Source organism: Serratia sp. CMO1 (genome assembly GCF_015689115.1).
Taxonomy (GTDB): Bacteria; Pseudomonadota; Gammaproteobacteria; order Enterobacterales; family Enterobacteriaceae; genus Serratia; species Serratia marcescens.
This window is the reverse complement of record NZ_CP065032.1, coordinates 665,555-680,522: the sequence shown is the minus strand read 5'-3', so window position 1 is coordinate 680,522 and position 14,968 is coordinate 665,555. Positions and strand designations below refer to the sequence as shown.

Here is a 14,968-nt window from a genome sequence, read left to right as displayed (position 1 = left end):
ATTTGCGGATTACATAATGGGAAATGTATGAAGAACTGGAGAACGCTTATTCTCGGATTGGTGGTTTGCGCCAATGCCGCGTTCGCAGCACCCCAAGAAGTGGATAAAGTCGCCGCCGTCGTGGATAACGGCGTGGTACTCGAAAGCGACGTCAACGGTCTGTTGCAGTCAGTCAAGCTCAACGCCCAGCAGGCCGGCCAACAGTTGCCGGACGACAAGACGCTGCGCCATCAGATCATCGAACGGCTGATCATGGATAACATCCAGCTGCAGATGGCCAAGAAAATGGGCATCACCGTGTCCGACGCCGAGCTGGACAAAGCGATCGCCAACATCGCCGCGCAGAACCGCATGAACGTCGATCAGCTGCGCAGCCGCCTGTCGTACGAAGGGTTGAACTACAACACCTACCGTTCGCAGATCCGCAAAGAGATGCTGATTTCCGAAGTGCGTAACAACGAAGTGCGCCGCCGCGTCACCATCCTGCCGCAGGAAGTGGACGCGCTGGCCAAACAGGTGGGCGCGCAGAACGGCAGCGACACCGAAATGAACATCAGCCACATCCTGATCCCGCTGCCGGAAAACCCGTCGCAGCAGCAGGTCGATAAAGCCGAAGAGCTGGCCAAACGCCTGGTGGGTGAGATCAACAGCGGCGCCGACTTCGGCAAGCTGGCGATCACCTACTCCGCCGATTCTCAGGCGCTGAAAGGCGGCAACATGGGCTGGGGCAAGCTGCAAGAGATCCCGACCCTGTTCGCTGAACGTCTGGTGAGCGCCAAGAAAGGCGACGTCGTCGGCCCAATCCGTTCCGGCGTCGGCTTCCACATCCTGAAAGTGAACGACATCCGCGGCGCGAGCCAGTCGGTGTCGGTCACCGAAGTGCACGCCCGTCACATCCTGCTGAAGCCTTCGGTGGTGCTGACTGACGATCAGGCGCGCGCCAAGCTGCAATCCGTTGCGGAAGCGATCAAGAGCGGCCGCGCCAAATTCGCCGACGAAGCCAAACAGCTGTCGCAGGATCCGGGTTCCGCCATGCAGGGCGGCGATCTGGGCTGGGCCTCCCCGGACATCTACGATCCGGCCTTCCGCGATGCGTTGCTGAAGCTGAGCAAAGGTGAAATCAGCGCGCCGGTGCACTCTTCCTTCGGTTGGCACCTGATTCAGCTGCTGGATACCCGTCAGGTGGATAAAACCGACGCCGCGCAGAAAGATCGCGCTTACCGCATGCTGTTCAACCGTAAGTTCGCCGAAGAGGCGCAGACCTGGATGCAGGAACAGCGTGCCCAGGCTTACGTGAAGATCCTCGATGGCAGCGATGCACAGCAATAAACGCGTTGTCATTACCCCCGGCGAACCCGCCGGGGTGGGGCCGGATTTGGTAGCCGCCCTGGCGCAACAGGATTGGCCTGTTGAGCTGGTGGTGTGCGCCGATCCGGCCCTGCTGCTTGAACGCGCGAAGCGTTTGGGCCTGCCGCTGACGCTGCGCGACTACCAACCGCAGCAACCGGCCGAGGCGCAACGCGCCGGCACGCTGACCGTGCTGCCGGTGTCGCTCGCTCAGCCGGTCACCGCCGGTGAACTGAACGTAGGTAACAGCGCCTACGTGGTGGAAACCCTGGCGCGCGCCTGCGACGGTTGCCTGAACGGCGAGTTTTCCGCCCTGATCACCGGCCCGGTGAACAAAGGCGTGATCAACGACGCCGGCGTGCCGTTTATCGGCCATACCGAATTCTTTGCCGATCGCAGCCGCTGCGATCGCGTGGTGATGATGCTCGCGACCGAAGAGCTGCGCGTGGCGCTGGCGACCACCCACCTGCCGCTACTGGCGGTGCCGGGCGCCATCACGCAGCAGAGCCTGTTCGAAGTCATTCGCATTCTCGACCACGATCTGAAAAACAAATTTGGCATCGCCCAGCCGCACATTTACGTCTGCGGTCTGAATCCCCACGCCGGGGAAGGCGGCCATATGGGGCGCGAAGAGATAGACACCATCATCCCGGCGCTCGACGCGCTGCGCGCTGACGGTATCCATCTGATCGGCCCGCTGCCGGCGGACACCCTGTTCCAGCCCAAATATCTGCAAGATGCCGATGCGGTGCTGGCGATGTATCACGATCAGGGGCTGCCGGTGCTAAAATACCAAGGGTTCGGCCGCGCGGTGAATATCACCCTCGGTTTGCCTTTCATACGCACCTCGGTCGACCACGGTACCGCTCTGGAACTGGCCGGCACCGGCACCGCCGATGTCGGCAGTTTCCAAACGGCCCTGAATCTCGCCATTAAAATGATAATTAATTGTAATGAATAACAGAGTCCACCAAGGGCACTTTGCCCGCAAACGCTTTGGACAAAACTTTTTAACCGATCAGTTTGTCATCGATAGCATTGTCTCCGCCATTCACCCGCAACCGGGCGAAGCGGTGGTCGAGATCGGCCCCGGCCTCGGCGCCTTGACCGAGCCGGTCGGCGCACGCATGGACCGCATGACGGTGATCGAACTGGACCGCGATCTGGCCACCCGGTTGGAGAACCACCCGCGGTTGAAAGACAAGCTGACCATCCACCAGCAGGACGCCATGACGGTGAATTTCGCCGAACTGGCCGAGGAAGCTGGCCAACCGCTGCGCGTATTTGGTAACCTGCCGTACAATATTTCGACGCCGCTGATGTTCCACCTTTTCAGCTATACTCAGGCAATCCGCGACATGCACTTTATGTTGCAAAAAGAGGTGGTCAACCGTCTGGTGGCCGGCCCAAACAGCAAGGCCTACGGGCGTTTGACCGTGATGGCGCAGTACTACTGCAACGTCATTCCGGTGCTGGAAGTGCCGCCGACCGCGTTCGCGCCGCCGCCGAAGGTCGATTCCGCCGTGGTGCGTCTGGTGCCGCACAGCGTGCTGCCGAACCCGGTGGGCGACGTGCGCATGCTGAGCCGCATCACCACGCAGGCGTTCAACCAACGGCGGAAAACCATCCGCAACAGCCTGGGCGACCTGTTCACGCCGGAACAGCTGATGGAACTGGGCGTCGATCCTTCGCTCAGAGCAGAGAATATTTCTGTGGCGCAGTACTGCAAGCTGGCCAACTGGCTGTCAGCCAATCCGGCGCCGCAGCAATAAGGAGTTGTTGTCATGATTGATTCGCCCCGCGTGTGTATTCAGGTTCAGAGCATCTATGTGGAATCACAGTCGATCCCTGAAGAAGAGCGTTACGTCTTCGCCTATACCATCACCATCCGCAATCTGGGGCGGACCGACGTGCAACTGCTGGGCCGTTACTGGCTGATCACCAACAGCAACGGCCGCCAAACCGAAGTCCAGGGCGAAGGCGTGATCGGCGAACAGCCCGTCATTCCGCCCGGCGGAGAGTTTCAGTACACCAGCGGTGCCATTCTGGAAACGCCGCTGGGCACCATGGAAGGCCATTACGAAATGGTTGACCATCAGGGTCAGCCGTTCCGCACCGCTATTCCCGTGTTTCGCTTAGCCATTCCAACGCTGATCCATTAATTATGTCGACATACCTTATCGGCGACGTTCACGGCTGTTTCGATGAACTGAAGTCGCTGCTGGCTCAGGCTGCGTTCGATCCCGAGCGCGATCAACTGTGGCTGACCGGCGATCTGGTGGCGCGCGGCCCCGCCTCGCTGGACGTGCTGCGCTACGTGCGCTCGCTCGGCCCGGCGGTGCGCATGGTGCTAGGCAACCACGATCTGCACCTGCTGGCGGTTTACGCCGGCATCAGCCGCAACAAACCCAAAGATCGCATCACCCCGCTGCTGGAGGCGCCTGACGCCGACGAGCTGATCAACTGGCTGCGCCGCCAACCGGTGCTGCAGGTGGACGATGAGCAAAAGCTGGTGATGGCGCACGCCGGCATCACTCCGCAGTGGGATATCGACACCGCGAAAATGTGCGCGCGCGAAGTGGAAGCGGTATTGAGCAGCGACAGCTACCCGCTGTTCCTCGACGCCATGTACGGCGACATGCCGAACAACTGGGCGCCGGAGCTGAGCGGCCTGGCGCGCCTGCGTTTCAGCACCAATGCGCTGACGCGCATGCGCTACTGCTTCCCCAACGGCCAACTCGACATGATCTGCAAAGATGCGCCGGGCAGCGCGCCGGCGCCGCTGAAGCCGTGGTTCGAACTGCCGCGCCTGGTCGACCCCGAATACACCATCATCTTCGGCCACTGGGCCTCGCTCGAAGGCAAGGGCACGCCGGAAGGCGTGATCGGGCTGGATACCGGCTGTTGCTGGGGCGGTGACTTGACGATGCTGCGCTGGGAAGACCGCCGTTACTTCACGCAGCCCGCCAATCGGGGCGAGGCGTCTGACCACGCCGGCAGATTAGCCGCATCCTGAAAATACAAAGGCGGCCCGGTGGCCGCCTTTGTTTTCTATATAGTCGCCTTACGCCCCAATCACCCCGCCATCTTCACGCGTGATCATCAATACCGATGAACGCGGGCGCGGGCTGTTGTTCGGGAAGTGCGAATCGCCCTCTTCTCCCGGATGTTGTACGTTGACGAACATCGTCTTGTAGTCCGGAGTGAAAGTGATGCCGGTCAATTCGCAGGACTTCGGTCCCACCATGAAACGGCGGATCTCGCCGCTGATCGGATCGCCCACCAACATCTGGTTGTTGCCCTGCCCGACATAATCGCCCTTGTTGCTGTACTTGCCGTCGGTGAGGATCCACAGGCGGCCGGCGCGATCAAAGCCCAGCCCGTCCGGGCTGTTGAAGGTATTTTCCGCCGTGATATTCGGCGTGCCGCGGTTGACGCCCTCGGGGTGGGCGATCGGGTTGCCGCACAGCGCATAGATATCCCAGGCGAAGACGTCGGCGGTGGCGTCGCCGCCTTCGTCCCAGCGAATGATCTGGCCATAGATATTGTTTGGTCGCGGGTTGGCGGCGTTCAGCGGCATCCCTTCCTCACCGCGCTTGCTGTTGTTGGTCAGCGTACAGTATGCGCGACCGTCATGCGGGTTCACCGCGATCCACTCCGGGCGATCCATTTTGGTGGCGCCGACCTGCTGCGCCGCCTTGCGGGCGAAGATCAGCACTTCGGCCTCGTCGCGGAAACCGTTCTCCGGCGTCAGGCCATTCTTGCCAAACTCAAGCGCAATCCAGCGTCCTTTGCCCTTCAGCGGCGTGCCGGCCTCATCGCCGTCGAACTGCGCCACGTACAGCGTTCCCTCGTCCAGCAGCGTGCGATTGTTGGCCGGATTGGCGGCGTCGACCACGCCTTTGGAAACGTACTTATAGATATGTTCGCCGCGCTCGTCGTCGCCCATGTACACCACCAGACGGCCGTCTTTGGCCACGGTCACCGCCGCGTTTTCATGCTTGAAGCGGCCGAGCGCGGTGTGCTTGATGGGCGTCGAGCTCGGATTCAGCGGATCGATCTCGACGATCCAGCCGTGACGGTTGAATTCGTTGGGATTCTTCGCCACATCGAAGCGCTCGTCATAGTCCGGCCAGTTGCGCTCCGGTTCACTGACCTTCAGCGTGTAGCGCTTTTGTTCCGGCGTGGTTCGATAATCGGCCTGACGGGTGCCGAAATAGGTGTCGAAGTTTTCCTCGCAGGTCAGATAGGTCCCCCACGGCGTCTTGCCGTTGGCGCAGTTGCCGAAGGTGCCCAGCACCTTGCGGCCGCTCGGATCGGCGGCGGTCTGCAGCAGCGGGTGCCCGGCGGCCGGGCCGCTGAACTGCATTTCGCTGTTGGCGGTGATGCGGCGGTTATAGCGCGATGGACGTTCCACCTCCCAGCGCTGGCCGTCGCCGACCCGCTTGACCGCGACAATGGAGACGCCGTGCGCCGCCTGCGACTTGCGCACCTCTTCCAGGCTGGTGGCTTTGGCGCCGCCGTGGGCGAACAGATACTGTTCGTTGACGTATTCGTTATTGATGGCCATCACGCCGTGATTGTCATCGATAGGGAAGAAGCTCATACCGTCATTGTTATCGCCAAACTGTTTTTCCTGATCGGCGGCGCTGTTGTTGCCCTGCGGATCGAAGGCCGGCGCGCCGTCCACCAGCGGCTCACCCCAGGAGATCAGCACCTCCGCGCGGTAGCCCGGCGCGATGGTCACCTCGTCGGCGGTAGATGCGGCGATGCCCTGAAAGCCCAGCAGCGTGTTCGGCGGCAGATCCTCGGCCAACGCCTCGGCGGAAACCGACCAGATGCCGCCGCCGAGAAAGCCGGCCAGGCCGACGGCGCCGGCGCTGCCAAGCAGCAGCTTGCGGCGAGTGGGATCGATCAGGCGGTCGGCGTCTAATTGCTCAATTTGCTTGGTCATAACGTGGTTACCTTTTTAGTTATGGCGCCGCGGTCAAGATTCACCAGAGTTGCCGTGGCGCTCGGAGTTGGGCTTCATACTAATCAGGTAATGTGACGGAAAGGTTACAAATGACCGGCGCAAAAAGGCCGGGGGCGCAATTGCTTGCGCCCCCGGGAGAGTTGGCTAACGGGCTGAAATCAGCGGCGCTGCAGGATTTCGAAGCAGTAGCTGTGCGAGTTCAGATTGTCGGCGTCGTGGAATTCGCTGAACGTGGTTTCCCACTCGTCCGGCTCGTAATCCGGGAAGTGGGTATCGCCGCCGACTTCGGCGTCGATGTGCGTCAGGTACAGACGGTCGGCGCGCGGCAGCAGCTGGGTATAGATGCGCCCACCGCCGATCACCATCACTTCCTCCACGTCGCCCGCGGCGGCCAGCGCCTCATCCAGCGAGGTTACCCAGGTCACCCCGGCTTCGCTGCCCGGGCGGCTGCTCAAAACGATATTGTGGCGGCCCGGCAGCGGGCGGCCGATGGACTCGAAGGTCTTGCGGCCCATAATAACCGGCTTATTCAACGTATTGCGTTTAAACCACGCAAGGTCCGCCGGCAGGTGCCACGGCATGGCGTTTTCCATGCCAATAACGCGATCCGCCGCCAAGGCAGCGATCAGGCTGATAATCATTGTTTAACCCTGTGTAGGCAGCAAAATTGGTGACACTATACGTAAAGGCCTGAGTGCCGTCGATAGGCTAATCAAGCAAGATGAATATATAAGATAGCTCTTATCAGTATATCTAATAACCAACGATCGCCCGCCGGGCGATTTCACACGCCGGGGCGTTTGCGGTACAGCCACAGGCCCGGTAACGACAGGCCGATCGACAACGCGCCGACGATGAAACTGGCCTTGAGGAAGTTGGTGATCATGGTCTCCATCAGGGCTTCGCTGTAGCCCAGATGCGAGATCTCCACCACCGTGATCATCGCGGTATAGGCGGAAATGCCGGGGAACATCGGGATCACCGCCGCCACGGTGAACACCTTCGGATGCGCCAACAGCCAGCGCGACCAGTAGATGCCGATGATGCCAATCAGGATCGCCGCCAACAGCGAGGCCCACTCAATGTTCATGCCGGCATGCATCATCAGCATGCGCGAACCGCGCCCGATAGCCCCGAGCAATGCGCAATAGCGCAGCGCGCGCAACGGCACGTTAAACACCATGGCGAAGCCCAGCGCCGGCACCGCCGCCAACAGCATCTCCTGCAACAATGCCCACAGCAGATTCATGACCACCCCCGCAGATCCCACAGCGACATCGCCATCACCACGCCGATACAGGTCGCCAGCGTCAGCAGGCTGGCCATCGCCCAGCGCGCCAGTCCGGTATTGACGTGCCCCTTGAACATGTCGGCCACCGCGTTGATCAGCGGGAAGCCCGGCACCAGCAGCAACACGCTGGCGGCCATCGCCACGCTCGAGGTGTCTTTAAACGCCGGCAGGCGCAGCAGCAGCCCGGAGATCGACGTCGCGACAAATGCCGTCAGGCAAAAATTGATCAGCGGATTCATCTGGCGGGCGGTGAGGATCTGGCGCACCAGCATCGCCGCGCCGCTGGCGATAAAGGTCACCAGGAAGGCGTCGCCGCCGCCGCCGTTGAGCATGCTGAAGCACCCGCAGGACAGCCCTACCATCAATACCACCAGCCAGCGCGGGTAGCGCAGCGGCCGGATCCTTTCAAAGCGACGCGCCACGTCGTGCGCATCCGCCAGGCGATGCTCGGCGAGGATCACGATATGCTGCACTTCGGTCACCACCTGCATATTGATGCCGCGATCGACGTTCTTGCGGGTGGTGGTCAGGCAGGCGCCATGGCTAAGAGTGGTCAACACCACCGCATTGGCGGAGATCGAGCTTTCCACGCTGTCCATCCCCAGCGCCAGCCCCAGGCGGGTCGACAGCTGTTCCACCACCGTGCTCTCGGCGCCGTGCTGCAACAGCAGCAGCGCGCATTGAATGCACAGTCGAGTGATTTCGCGTTGTTGCCGGTGCGGTTCCGGCCTGTCTGTGGCGGTAGTGGTCGTCTGCTGCATGGTGCTCCGTCGCTGGCGGGAGATGAATTATTATCATAGAGCCTAACAATACCTCATTGGGTTGATGCGCATCAGAGGAAGCGGCGTTATTATCGCCAGATTGCTGCCTTTTGCGCGAGACGTCTCCCATGCTTGAAACTTCGTTGTTCGTCGCCGGCATTGCCGCCCTCGGCATGCTCTCCCCCGGCCCGGATTTTTTCCTGGTGATCAAAAACGCCGCCCGCTACCCGCGGCTGGCCGCCATGATGACCGCCTTCGGCGTGATCTGCGGCGTCGCCACCCACATGTCCTATTGCGTCGCCGGGCTGGCGGTGGTGATCACCACCACGCCGTGGCTGTTCAACCTGCTGAAATACGCCGGGGCAGTCTATCTGGTGTGGATCGGCATCCAGGCGCTGCTGTCGCGCGGCGGCGGCAAAATGAACGTCAGCAATCTGCCGCAGCAGCAGGTCAGCCTGAAGAGCGCCTTTGCGCAAGGCTACCTGTGCAACCTGCTGAATCCGAAAGCCACCCTGTTCTTCCTGGCGGTCTTCACCCAGGTGCTGCAGATCGATTCCGGTCTGGGTGACAAGCTGTGGTACGCGGGGATTATTCTCGGCCTGTCGGTCATCTGGTGGCCGCTGCTGGTATTTTTGATCCAGAGCGGGCCGGTGCGCCGCGGGCTGGAAAAGACGCAGAAGATCGTCGACAAATTGCTGGGCGGCATGTTGATCGCCTTAGGCATCAAGGTCGCGCTGAGCTAAGCAAAAAAAGGGGCGCCATCACGGCGCCCCTCCCCTTATCCTTTGGCTTCCACCACTTCATCCTCCGGCGCCTTGCCGTCGATACTGCCGCGCCAACCGGTCTGCTGCACCCGCGCCAGCCGATTCTGATCCTGCTCGATGGCCGCGCTGAGCATCTCCTTGGCCCGCTGCAGGCTGGCGATACGGAATTCAGTATCCTGGTAATTATCCAGCGTATCTTCCAGCATCTTCAGGTTATAGCGACGGAACGTGTCCGCTTTCTCGCGCGCCTCATAGGCGTCCAGCCCCAGCAACTCCAGCGTTTCACGGCCGACGCGCAGCGAGCTTTCGAAGGTTTCGCGCTCCGGTTTTTCCACCCCCAGCTGCCGCAACTGATACCAGTGATCGACGTCGCGCGCCCGCGCCACCACCTTAAGATGCGGGAAGTGCTGCCTGGCCAGCTCGGTTAACGCCAGGCTGTCCTCCACGTCGTCGATGGCGTTGATCAGCACCTTGGCGTGAGCGGCGCCGGCGGCCTCCAGCAGATCGGCGCGCGTGGCGTCGCCATAGAACACCTTGGTATCGAATTTGCGCAGCGTTTCGATATGGTCCGGATCGTGATCCAGTACCACGGTGTGCACGCCGTTGGCCAACAGTAAACGACCGGCGATCTGGCCGAAACGGCCGAAGCCGGCGATGATCACGCTGGCGTTCTCGTCATCAATGACGTCAGCCGGGCGATCCTCTTTCGGCGCATTTTTCTCCAGCTGCGCGGCGATCACCAACAGCAGCGGGGTGGCCGCCATCGACAGCGCCACCGCCAGCGTCAGCGACTTGGCCCATTCAACCGGCAAGACGCCGGCCAGCTGCGCGGCGCTGAAGATCACGAAGGCGAACTCACTGCCCTGCCCCAGCAGAATGGCGAACAGGCCGCGCTGGCGCTTCGGCACGCCGAGCAGCGGCCCAATCAGCCACAGCAACGCCGCCTTGATCAACATAAAGCCCAGCAGCAACGAGGCGATCAGCAACGGATGATGGAACAGCGTGCCGAAGTCGATCGACATGCCGACGCCGATGAAGAACAGCCCCAGCAGCAATCCCTTGAACGGCTGAATATCGCTCTCCAGCGCGTGGCGGTATTCCGAGCTCGCCAACAGCACCCCGGCGAGGAACGCCCCCATCGCCATCGACAGCCCGGCCATCTCCAGCAGGATGCCGAAGCCGAACACCAGGAACAACGCCACGGCGCTGAACACTTCGCGCATGCCCGAACGGGCGACGAAGTGCAGCAGCGGACGGGTGACGTAGCGGCCGAGCAACACCACCATCGTCAACGCGCCCACCACCTTGGCCGCCGACAGCATGAAAGCGCCCAGCGTGGTGGTGGCGCCGCTGCTGGCCAGCAGCGGGATCATCGCCACCAGCGGGATCGCCGCGATATCCTGGAACAGCAGCACCGCAAACGCGCTACGGCCGATCGGCGACGGCGTCAGATTGCGTTCGCTCATTGCCTGCATGGCAATGGCGGTGGATGAGAGCGCCAGCGTCAGGCCAATCAGCAACGCCACCTTCCAGTTAAGGCCAAGGAAGTAACAGAAGGCGCTCAGCGCCAGGCCGCAACCCACCATCTGAATGCTGCCGCCGCCGAATACCGAGGCACGCAGCGTCCACAGCCGTTTAGGATCCAGCTCCAGGCCGATGATAAACAGCATCAGCACCACGCCGATCTCGGCGAAGGTCAGGATCGATTCGGCGTCCGACACCAGCTTCAGCCCCCAGGGGCCAATGATGCAACCGGCGATCAGGTAACCGAGCACCGAGCCCAGTCCCAGGCGCACCGCAATCGGCACAAACAGCGCCGCGGAGCCGAGGTAGATCAGCCCTTCGATCATCATGTGGTGATTATCCATGGCTGGCCTCCCGGGTTTCCGCTTCGGCATGTTCCATCAGGTAGTCGACCAGCCGCTGGCGGTAGGCTTCGCCGGCGGCGAGCAGCGCCGGCTCGTTGCAGGTAAAGGTATTGTGCACGGCGAAATAAGGCAGCCAGGTCATGCCGCAATAGATCGCCGTGGCCTGCAGCGGCTGCGCCAGCGCGGCGAAGTTGGGGAAGTCGCCCAGCTCGAAGTGGTGCTCGTCGCCGCCGCTGGTCACCGCCCACAGGCAGTCTTTACCCACCAGCGCATTGCCGTCGTGGCCGTAGGCCCAGCCGTGCTCCAGCACTTTGTCGATCCACAGTTTCAACAACGGCGGGAAGCTGTACCACTGCATCGGATGTTGCAGCACCACCAGGTCGGCGCGTTCCACCGCCCGCTGCTCGGCGTTGATGTCGATATTGAAATCGGGGTACAGCTCATACAGCGAGCGCACCTCCACCTCGGGGAGATCCCTCACCGCCTGCAGCAGGCGGTGATTGGCATGCGAATGCCGGGGATATGGGTGAGCATAAATTATCAGAATCATTGTTATCGTCGTTCCTTCGTTCCTTGCCAATACACCAAGCATATATCAATCACACAGAGTGACAGTTTGCCCACTGATTGATAGCGGAAATTTTTAACGCCAGCCTACAAATTCACTGAATAAAAAAGGGCGCTGCATCTGCAGCGCCCTGGCGTAGGCATTCTCGCGCGGTTACTTGCCGATACGCGCGTGCATTTCCTGCACCGATGTAACCTGCTCGGTCGGATCCGCTTTCAGCGCCATCGCGGTGGCGAAGCCGCCGTTCAGCGTGGTGTCGTAGTGCACCTTGTACTGCAGGGCGCTGCGGCGAATCAGCTTGGAGTCCTCAATCGCCTGACGGCCTGCCGTGGTGTTGACGATGTAGGTGTACTCGCCGTTCTTGATACGGTCCTGAATGTGCGGACGCCCTTCGTGCACCTTGTTGACCAGGCGCGGGTTGATGCCCGCTTCGCCCAGCACCACCGCGGTGCCGTGGGTCGCGTCCAGCTCGAAGCCCTGCTTCAGCAGGCTGGCGGCCAAATCGACCACGCGAGCCTTGTCGCCTTCGCGCACCGACAGCAGCGCGCGGCCCTGTTTCTTCATGCCCGAGTTACTGCCCAGCATCGCTTTGGAGAAGGCTTCCGCGAAGGTGCGGCCCACGCCCATCACTTCCCCGGTAGAGCGCATTTCCGGCCCCAAAATCGGGTCGACGCCCGGGAATTTGTTGAACGGCAGCACCACTTCTTTCACCGAGTAGTACGGCGGGATGATCTCTTCGGTCACGCCCTGTTCAACCAGCGTTTTGCCGGCCATCACGCGCGCGGCCACTTTGGCCAGCGGCACGCCGGTCGCTTTGGACACGAACGGCACGGTGCGCGCGGCGCGCGGGTTGACTTCAATCAGGTAGACTTCGTTGTCCTTCACCGCGAACTGCACGTTCATCAGGCCGCGCACCTGCAGCTCGAACGCCAGTTTTTCCACCTGACGACGCATCACGTCCTGAATTTCCTGGCTCAGGGTGTACGCCGGCAGCGAACACGCGGAGTCGCCGGAGTGCACGCCCGCCTGCTCGATGTGCTCCATGATGCCGCCAATCAGCACGCGTTCGCCGTCGCAAATGGCATCGACGTCCACTTCCACCGCGTCGTCCAGGAAGCGATCCAGCAGCACCGGCGCATCGTTGGATACGCTGACCGCAGTCTGGAAGTAGCGGCGCAGGTCGGTTTCGTCGTAAACGATTTCCATCGCCCGGCCGCCCAACACGTAGGAAGGACGCACCACCAGCGGATAACCGATGCCCGCCGCCTTCTCGACCGCCTGCTCGATGGCAGTGACGGTGGCGTTGGCTGGCTGCTTCAGGCCCAGGCGGTTGACCGCCTGCTGGAAGCGTTCGCGGTCTTCGGCACGGTCGATGGCGTCCGGGCTGGTGCCGATAACCGGCACGCCTGCGGCTTCCAGCTCGCGCGCCAGCTTCAGCGGGGTCTGGCCGCCATACTGCACGATCACGCCTTTCGGTTTCTCGATGCGCACGATTTCCAGCACGTCTTCCAGCGTTACCGGCTCAAAGTACAGGCGGTCCGAGGTGTCGTAGTCGGTGGAGACGGTTTCCGGGTTACAGTTGACCATGATGGTCTCGTAGCCGTCTTCACGCAGCGCCAGCGAAGCGTGCACGCAGCAGTAGTCAAACTCAATGCCCTGGCCGATGCGGTTCGGCCCGCCGCCCAGCACCATCACTTTCGGCCGGTCGTTGGTCGGATTGGACTCACACTCTTCTTCATAGGTGGAGTACATGTAGGCGGTGTCGGTGGCGAATTCCGCCGCGCAGGTATCCACGCGCTTGTATACCGGATGCAGGCCGTAGCTGTGGCGCAGCTTGCGAATTTCGCTCTCGGCGACGCCGGCCAGCTTGGCCAGACGCGCATCGGCGAAGCCTTTGCGCTTCAGAGTACGCAGGAAGTCTTTGTTCAGGCCGTTGATGCCCGCCTCGGCCACCTGCTCTTCCAGGCGCACCAGCTCTTCAATCTGCACCAGGAACCAACGGTCGACGTTGGTCAGGTTGAAAACGCCGTCAACCGACAAACCGGCGCGGAAGGCGTCGGCGATGTACCAAATGCGGTCGGAACCGGCGTCTTTCAGCTCGCGGCGGATTTTGGTCAGCGCTTCCGGATCGTCCAGGCTCACTTTCGGATCGAAGCCGGTCGCGCCCACTTCCAGCCCGCGCAGCGCTTTTTGCAGCGATTCCTGCTGGGTGCGGCCGATGGCCATCACTTCGCCGACCGACTTCATCTGGGTGGTCAGGCGATCGTTGGCGCCGGAGAACTTCTCGAAGTTGAAGCGCGGGATCTTGGTTACGACATAGTCGATGGACGGTTCGAACGACGCCGGGGTGCGGCCGCCGGTGATGTCGTTCATCAACTCATCGAGGGTATAGCCCACCGCCAGCTTGGCGGCGATCTTGGCAATTGGGAAGCCGGTGGCTTTCGACGCCAGCGCCGAAGAGCGCGACACGCGCGGGTTCATTTCGATAACGATCAGGCGACCGGTTTTCGGGTTGACCGAGAACTGCACGTTGGAGCCGCCGGTTTCGACGCCGATCTCACGCAGCACCGCCATCGAGGCGTTGCGCATGATTTGGTATTCCTTGTCGGTCAGGGTCTGGGCCGGTGCGACGGTGATCGAGTCGCCGGTGTGGATGCCCATAGCGTCGAAGTTTTCGATGGAGCAGACGATGATGCAGTTGTCGTTCTTATCACGCACCACTTCCATCTCGTATTCTTTCCAACCGATCAGCGATTCATCGATCAGCAGCTCGTTGGTCGGCGACAGGTCCAGGCCGCGTTCGCAGATCTCTTCGAACTCTTCGCGGTTGTAGGCGATGCCGCCGCCGGTGCCGCCCATGGTAAAGGAAGGGCGGATGATGCACGGGAAGCCGACGTCAGCGGCTACCGCCAGCGCTTCTTCCATGGTGTGCGCGATGCCGGAACGCGCGGTATCCAGACCGATTTTCTTCATCGCCACATCGAAACGGCGACGGTCTTCGGCCTTGTCAATCGCATCGGCGGTGGCGCCGATCATGGTAACGCCGAACTCGGCCAGCACGCCCTGGCGCTCCAGCTCCAGCGCGCAGTTCAGCGCCGTCTGGCCGCCCATGGTCGGCAGCACCGCATCCGGGCGCTCTTTTTCGATGATCTTGCGCACCACTTCCCAGTGGATCGGCTCAATGTAGGTCGCGTCGGCCATCTCCGGGTCGGTCATGATGGTCGCCGGGTTGGAGTTGACCAGAATGACGCGGTAACCCTCTTCGCGCAGCGCTTTACACGCCTGGGCGCCCGAGTAGTCGAACTCACACGCCTGGCCGATAACGATCGGACCCGCGCCGAGGATCAGGATGCTTTTTATGTCTGTACGTTTTGGCATTTTTTACTGCTCCTGA

General features: G+C 61.7%; 13 protein-coding genes. 6 read left to right on the top strand and 7 right to left on the bottom strand.

Annotated elements, in window-relative coordinates; genetic code table 11:
• Positions 1 to 27 precede the first annotated feature (27 nt).
• From surA to apaH, 5 genes are read left to right on the top strand one after another with little or no spacing between them, the layout of a single operon-like run.
• Positions 28 to 1,329 (top strand): peptidylprolyl isomerase SurA, encoded by a 1,302-nt coding sequence (gene surA, locus IT763_RS03145; protein WP_004932876.1) that lies wholly within the window; start codon positions 28 to 30, stop codon positions 1,327 to 1,329.
• Positions 1,307 to 2,308 (top strand): 4-hydroxythreonine-4-phosphate dehydrogenase PdxA, encoded by a 1,002-nt coding sequence (pdxA, locus tag IT763_RS03140; protein ID WP_371811599.1) that lies wholly within the window; start codon positions 1,307 to 1,309, stop codon positions 2,306 to 2,308. The genes surA and pdxA overlap by 23 nt, the downstream gene beginning before the upstream one ends.
• A complete protein-coding gene (gene rsmA / locus IT763_RS03135) occupies positions 2,301 to 3,119 on the top strand; it encodes a 16S rRNA (adenine(1518)-N(6)/adenine(1519)-N(6))-dimethyltransferase RsmA (RefSeq protein WP_016929118.1) in 819 nt (272 codons plus the stop codon). The genes pdxA and rsmA overlap by 8 nt, the downstream gene beginning before the upstream one ends.
• A gap of 12 nt (positions 3,120 to 3,131) precedes the next feature.
• Entirely contained in the window at positions 3,132 to 3,509 is a 378-nt protein-coding gene (gene apaG / locus IT763_RS03130; protein WP_016929119.1) for a Co2+/Mg2+ efflux protein ApaG, read from the top strand.
• Positions 3,510 to 3,511: 2 nt separating this feature from the next.
• Positions 3,512 to 4,363, top strand: a complete 852-nt coding sequence (gene apaH, locus IT763_RS03125) for a bis(5'-nucleosyl)-tetraphosphatase (symmetrical) ApaH (RefSeq protein ID WP_016929120.1) — start codon at positions 3,512 to 3,514, stop codon at positions 4,361 to 4,363.
• 48 nt (positions 4,364 to 4,411) lie between these two features.
• On the opposite strand, the gene IT763_RS03120 is transcribed toward apaH, so the two are convergent.
• The 4 genes from IT763_RS03120 to IT763_RS03105 all read right to left on the bottom strand — a co-directional run bounded on the left by IT763_RS03120 (position 4,412) and on the right by IT763_RS03105 (position 8,374).
• Positions 4,412 to 6,301 (bottom strand): PhoX family phosphatase, encoded by a 1,890-nt coding sequence (locus IT763_RS03120; protein ID WP_016929121.1) that lies wholly within the window; start codon positions 6,299 to 6,301, stop codon positions 4,412 to 4,414.
• A gap of 179 nt (positions 6,302 to 6,480) precedes the next feature.
• Positions 6,481 to 6,963 carry a type 3 dihydrofolate reductase gene (gene folA, locus IT763_RS03115; protein WP_016929122.1) on the bottom strand — a complete coding sequence of 161 codons (483 nt, stop codon included), beginning with the start codon at positions 6,961 to 6,963 and terminating at the stop codon, positions 6,481 to 6,483.
• Between the two features lie 143 nt (positions 6,964 to 7,106).
• Positions 7,107 to 7,571, bottom strand: a complete 465-nt coding sequence (locus IT763_RS03110; RefSeq protein WP_015376621.1) for a threonine/serine exporter — start codon at positions 7,569 to 7,571, stop codon at positions 7,107 to 7,109.
• Positions 7,568 to 8,374, bottom strand: a complete 807-nt coding sequence (locus IT763_RS03105) for a threonine/serine exporter ThrE family protein (protein ID WP_016929123.1) — start codon at positions 8,372 to 8,374, stop codon at positions 7,568 to 7,570. Before IT763_RS03105 ends, IT763_RS03110 begins: the two co-directional genes overlap by 4 nt.
• A gap of 128 nt (positions 8,375 to 8,502) precedes the next feature.
• Between IT763_RS03105 and IT763_RS03100 the strand changes: the two genes are divergently transcribed.
• The gene (locus tag IT763_RS03100) at positions 8,503 to 9,117 is read left to right on the top strand and encodes a LysE family translocator (RefSeq protein WP_015376619.1); all 615 of its coding nucleotides are present in this window, start codon (positions 8,503 to 8,505) and stop codon (positions 9,115 to 9,117) included.
• Positions 9,118 to 9,152: 35 nt separating this feature from the next.
• On the opposite strand, the gene kefC is transcribed toward IT763_RS03100, so the two are convergent.
• The 3 genes from kefC to carB all read right to left on the bottom strand — a co-directional run bounded on the left by kefC (position 9,153) and on the right by carB (position 14,952).
• The gene (gene kefC / locus IT763_RS03095; protein WP_021505358.1) at positions 9,153 to 11,006 is read right to left on the bottom strand and encodes a glutathione-regulated potassium-efflux system protein KefC; all 1,854 of its coding nucleotides are present in this window, start codon (positions 11,004 to 11,006) and stop codon (positions 9,153 to 9,155) included.
• Positions 10,999 to 11,556 carry a glutathione-regulated potassium-efflux system oxidoreductase KefF gene (gene kefF, locus IT763_RS03090; RefSeq protein WP_016929126.1) on the bottom strand — a complete coding sequence of 186 codons (558 nt, stop codon included), beginning with the start codon at positions 11,554 to 11,556 and terminating at the stop codon, positions 10,999 to 11,001. Before kefF ends, kefC begins: the two co-directional genes overlap by 8 nt.
• 171 nt (positions 11,557 to 11,727) lie before the next feature.
• Positions 11,728 to 14,952, bottom strand: coding sequence for a carbamoyl-phosphate synthase large subunit (gene carB, locus IT763_RS03085; protein ID WP_197758548.1), 3,225 nt, complete (start codon positions 14,950 to 14,952; stop codon positions 11,728 to 11,730).
• Positions 14,953 to 14,968: the final 16 nt, after the last annotated feature.

What these genes read in the sequence shown, in the direction of transcription:
- surA (WP_004932876.1), top strand. Translation starts at nt 28, where the DNA reads ATGAAGAACTGGAGAACGCTTATTCTCGGATTGGTGGTTTGCGCCAAT.
- pdxA (WP_371811599.1), top strand. Translation starts at nt 1,307, where the DNA reads ATGGCAGCGATGCACAGCAATAAACGCGTTGTCATTACCCCCGGCGAA.
- rsmA (WP_016929118.1), top strand. Translation starts at nt 2,301, where the DNA reads ATGAATAACAGAGTCCACCAAGGGCACTTTGCCCGCAAACGCTTTGGA.
- apaG (WP_016929119.1), top strand. Translation starts at nt 3,132, where the DNA reads ATGATTGATTCGCCCCGCGTGTGTATTCAGGTTCAGAGCATCTATGTG.
- apaH (WP_016929120.1), top strand. Translation starts at nt 3,512, where the DNA reads ATGTCGACATACCTTATCGGCGACGTTCACGGCTGTTTCGATGAACTG.
- IT763_RS03120 (WP_016929121.1), bottom strand. Translation starts at nt 6,301, where the DNA reads ATGACCAAGCAAATTGAGCAATTAGACGCCGACCGCCTGATCGATCCC.
- folA (WP_016929122.1), bottom strand. Translation starts at nt 6,963, where the DNA reads ATGATTATCAGCCTGATCGCTGCCTTGGCGGCGGATCGCGTTATTGGC.
- IT763_RS03110 (WP_015376621.1), bottom strand. Translation starts at nt 7,571, where the DNA reads ATGAATCTGCTGTGGGCATTGTTGCAGGAGATGCTGTTGGCGGCGGTG.
- IT763_RS03105 (WP_016929123.1), bottom strand. Translation starts at nt 8,374, where the DNA reads ATGCAGCAGACGACCACTACCGCCACAGACAGGCCGGAACCGCACCGG.
- IT763_RS03100 (WP_015376619.1), top strand. Translation starts at nt 8,503, where the DNA reads ATGCTTGAAACTTCGTTGTTCGTCGCCGGCATTGCCGCCCTCGGCATG.
- kefC (WP_021505358.1), bottom strand. Translation starts at nt 11,006, where the DNA reads ATGGATAATCACCACATGATGATCGAAGGGCTGATCTACCTCGGCTCC.
- kefF (WP_016929126.1), bottom strand. Translation starts at nt 11,556, where the DNA reads ATGATTCTGATAATTTATGCTCACCCATATCCCCGGCATTCGCATGCC.
- carB (WP_197758548.1), bottom strand. Translation starts at nt 14,952, where the DNA reads ATGCCAAAACGTACAGACATAAAAAGCATCCTGATCCTCGGCGCGGGT.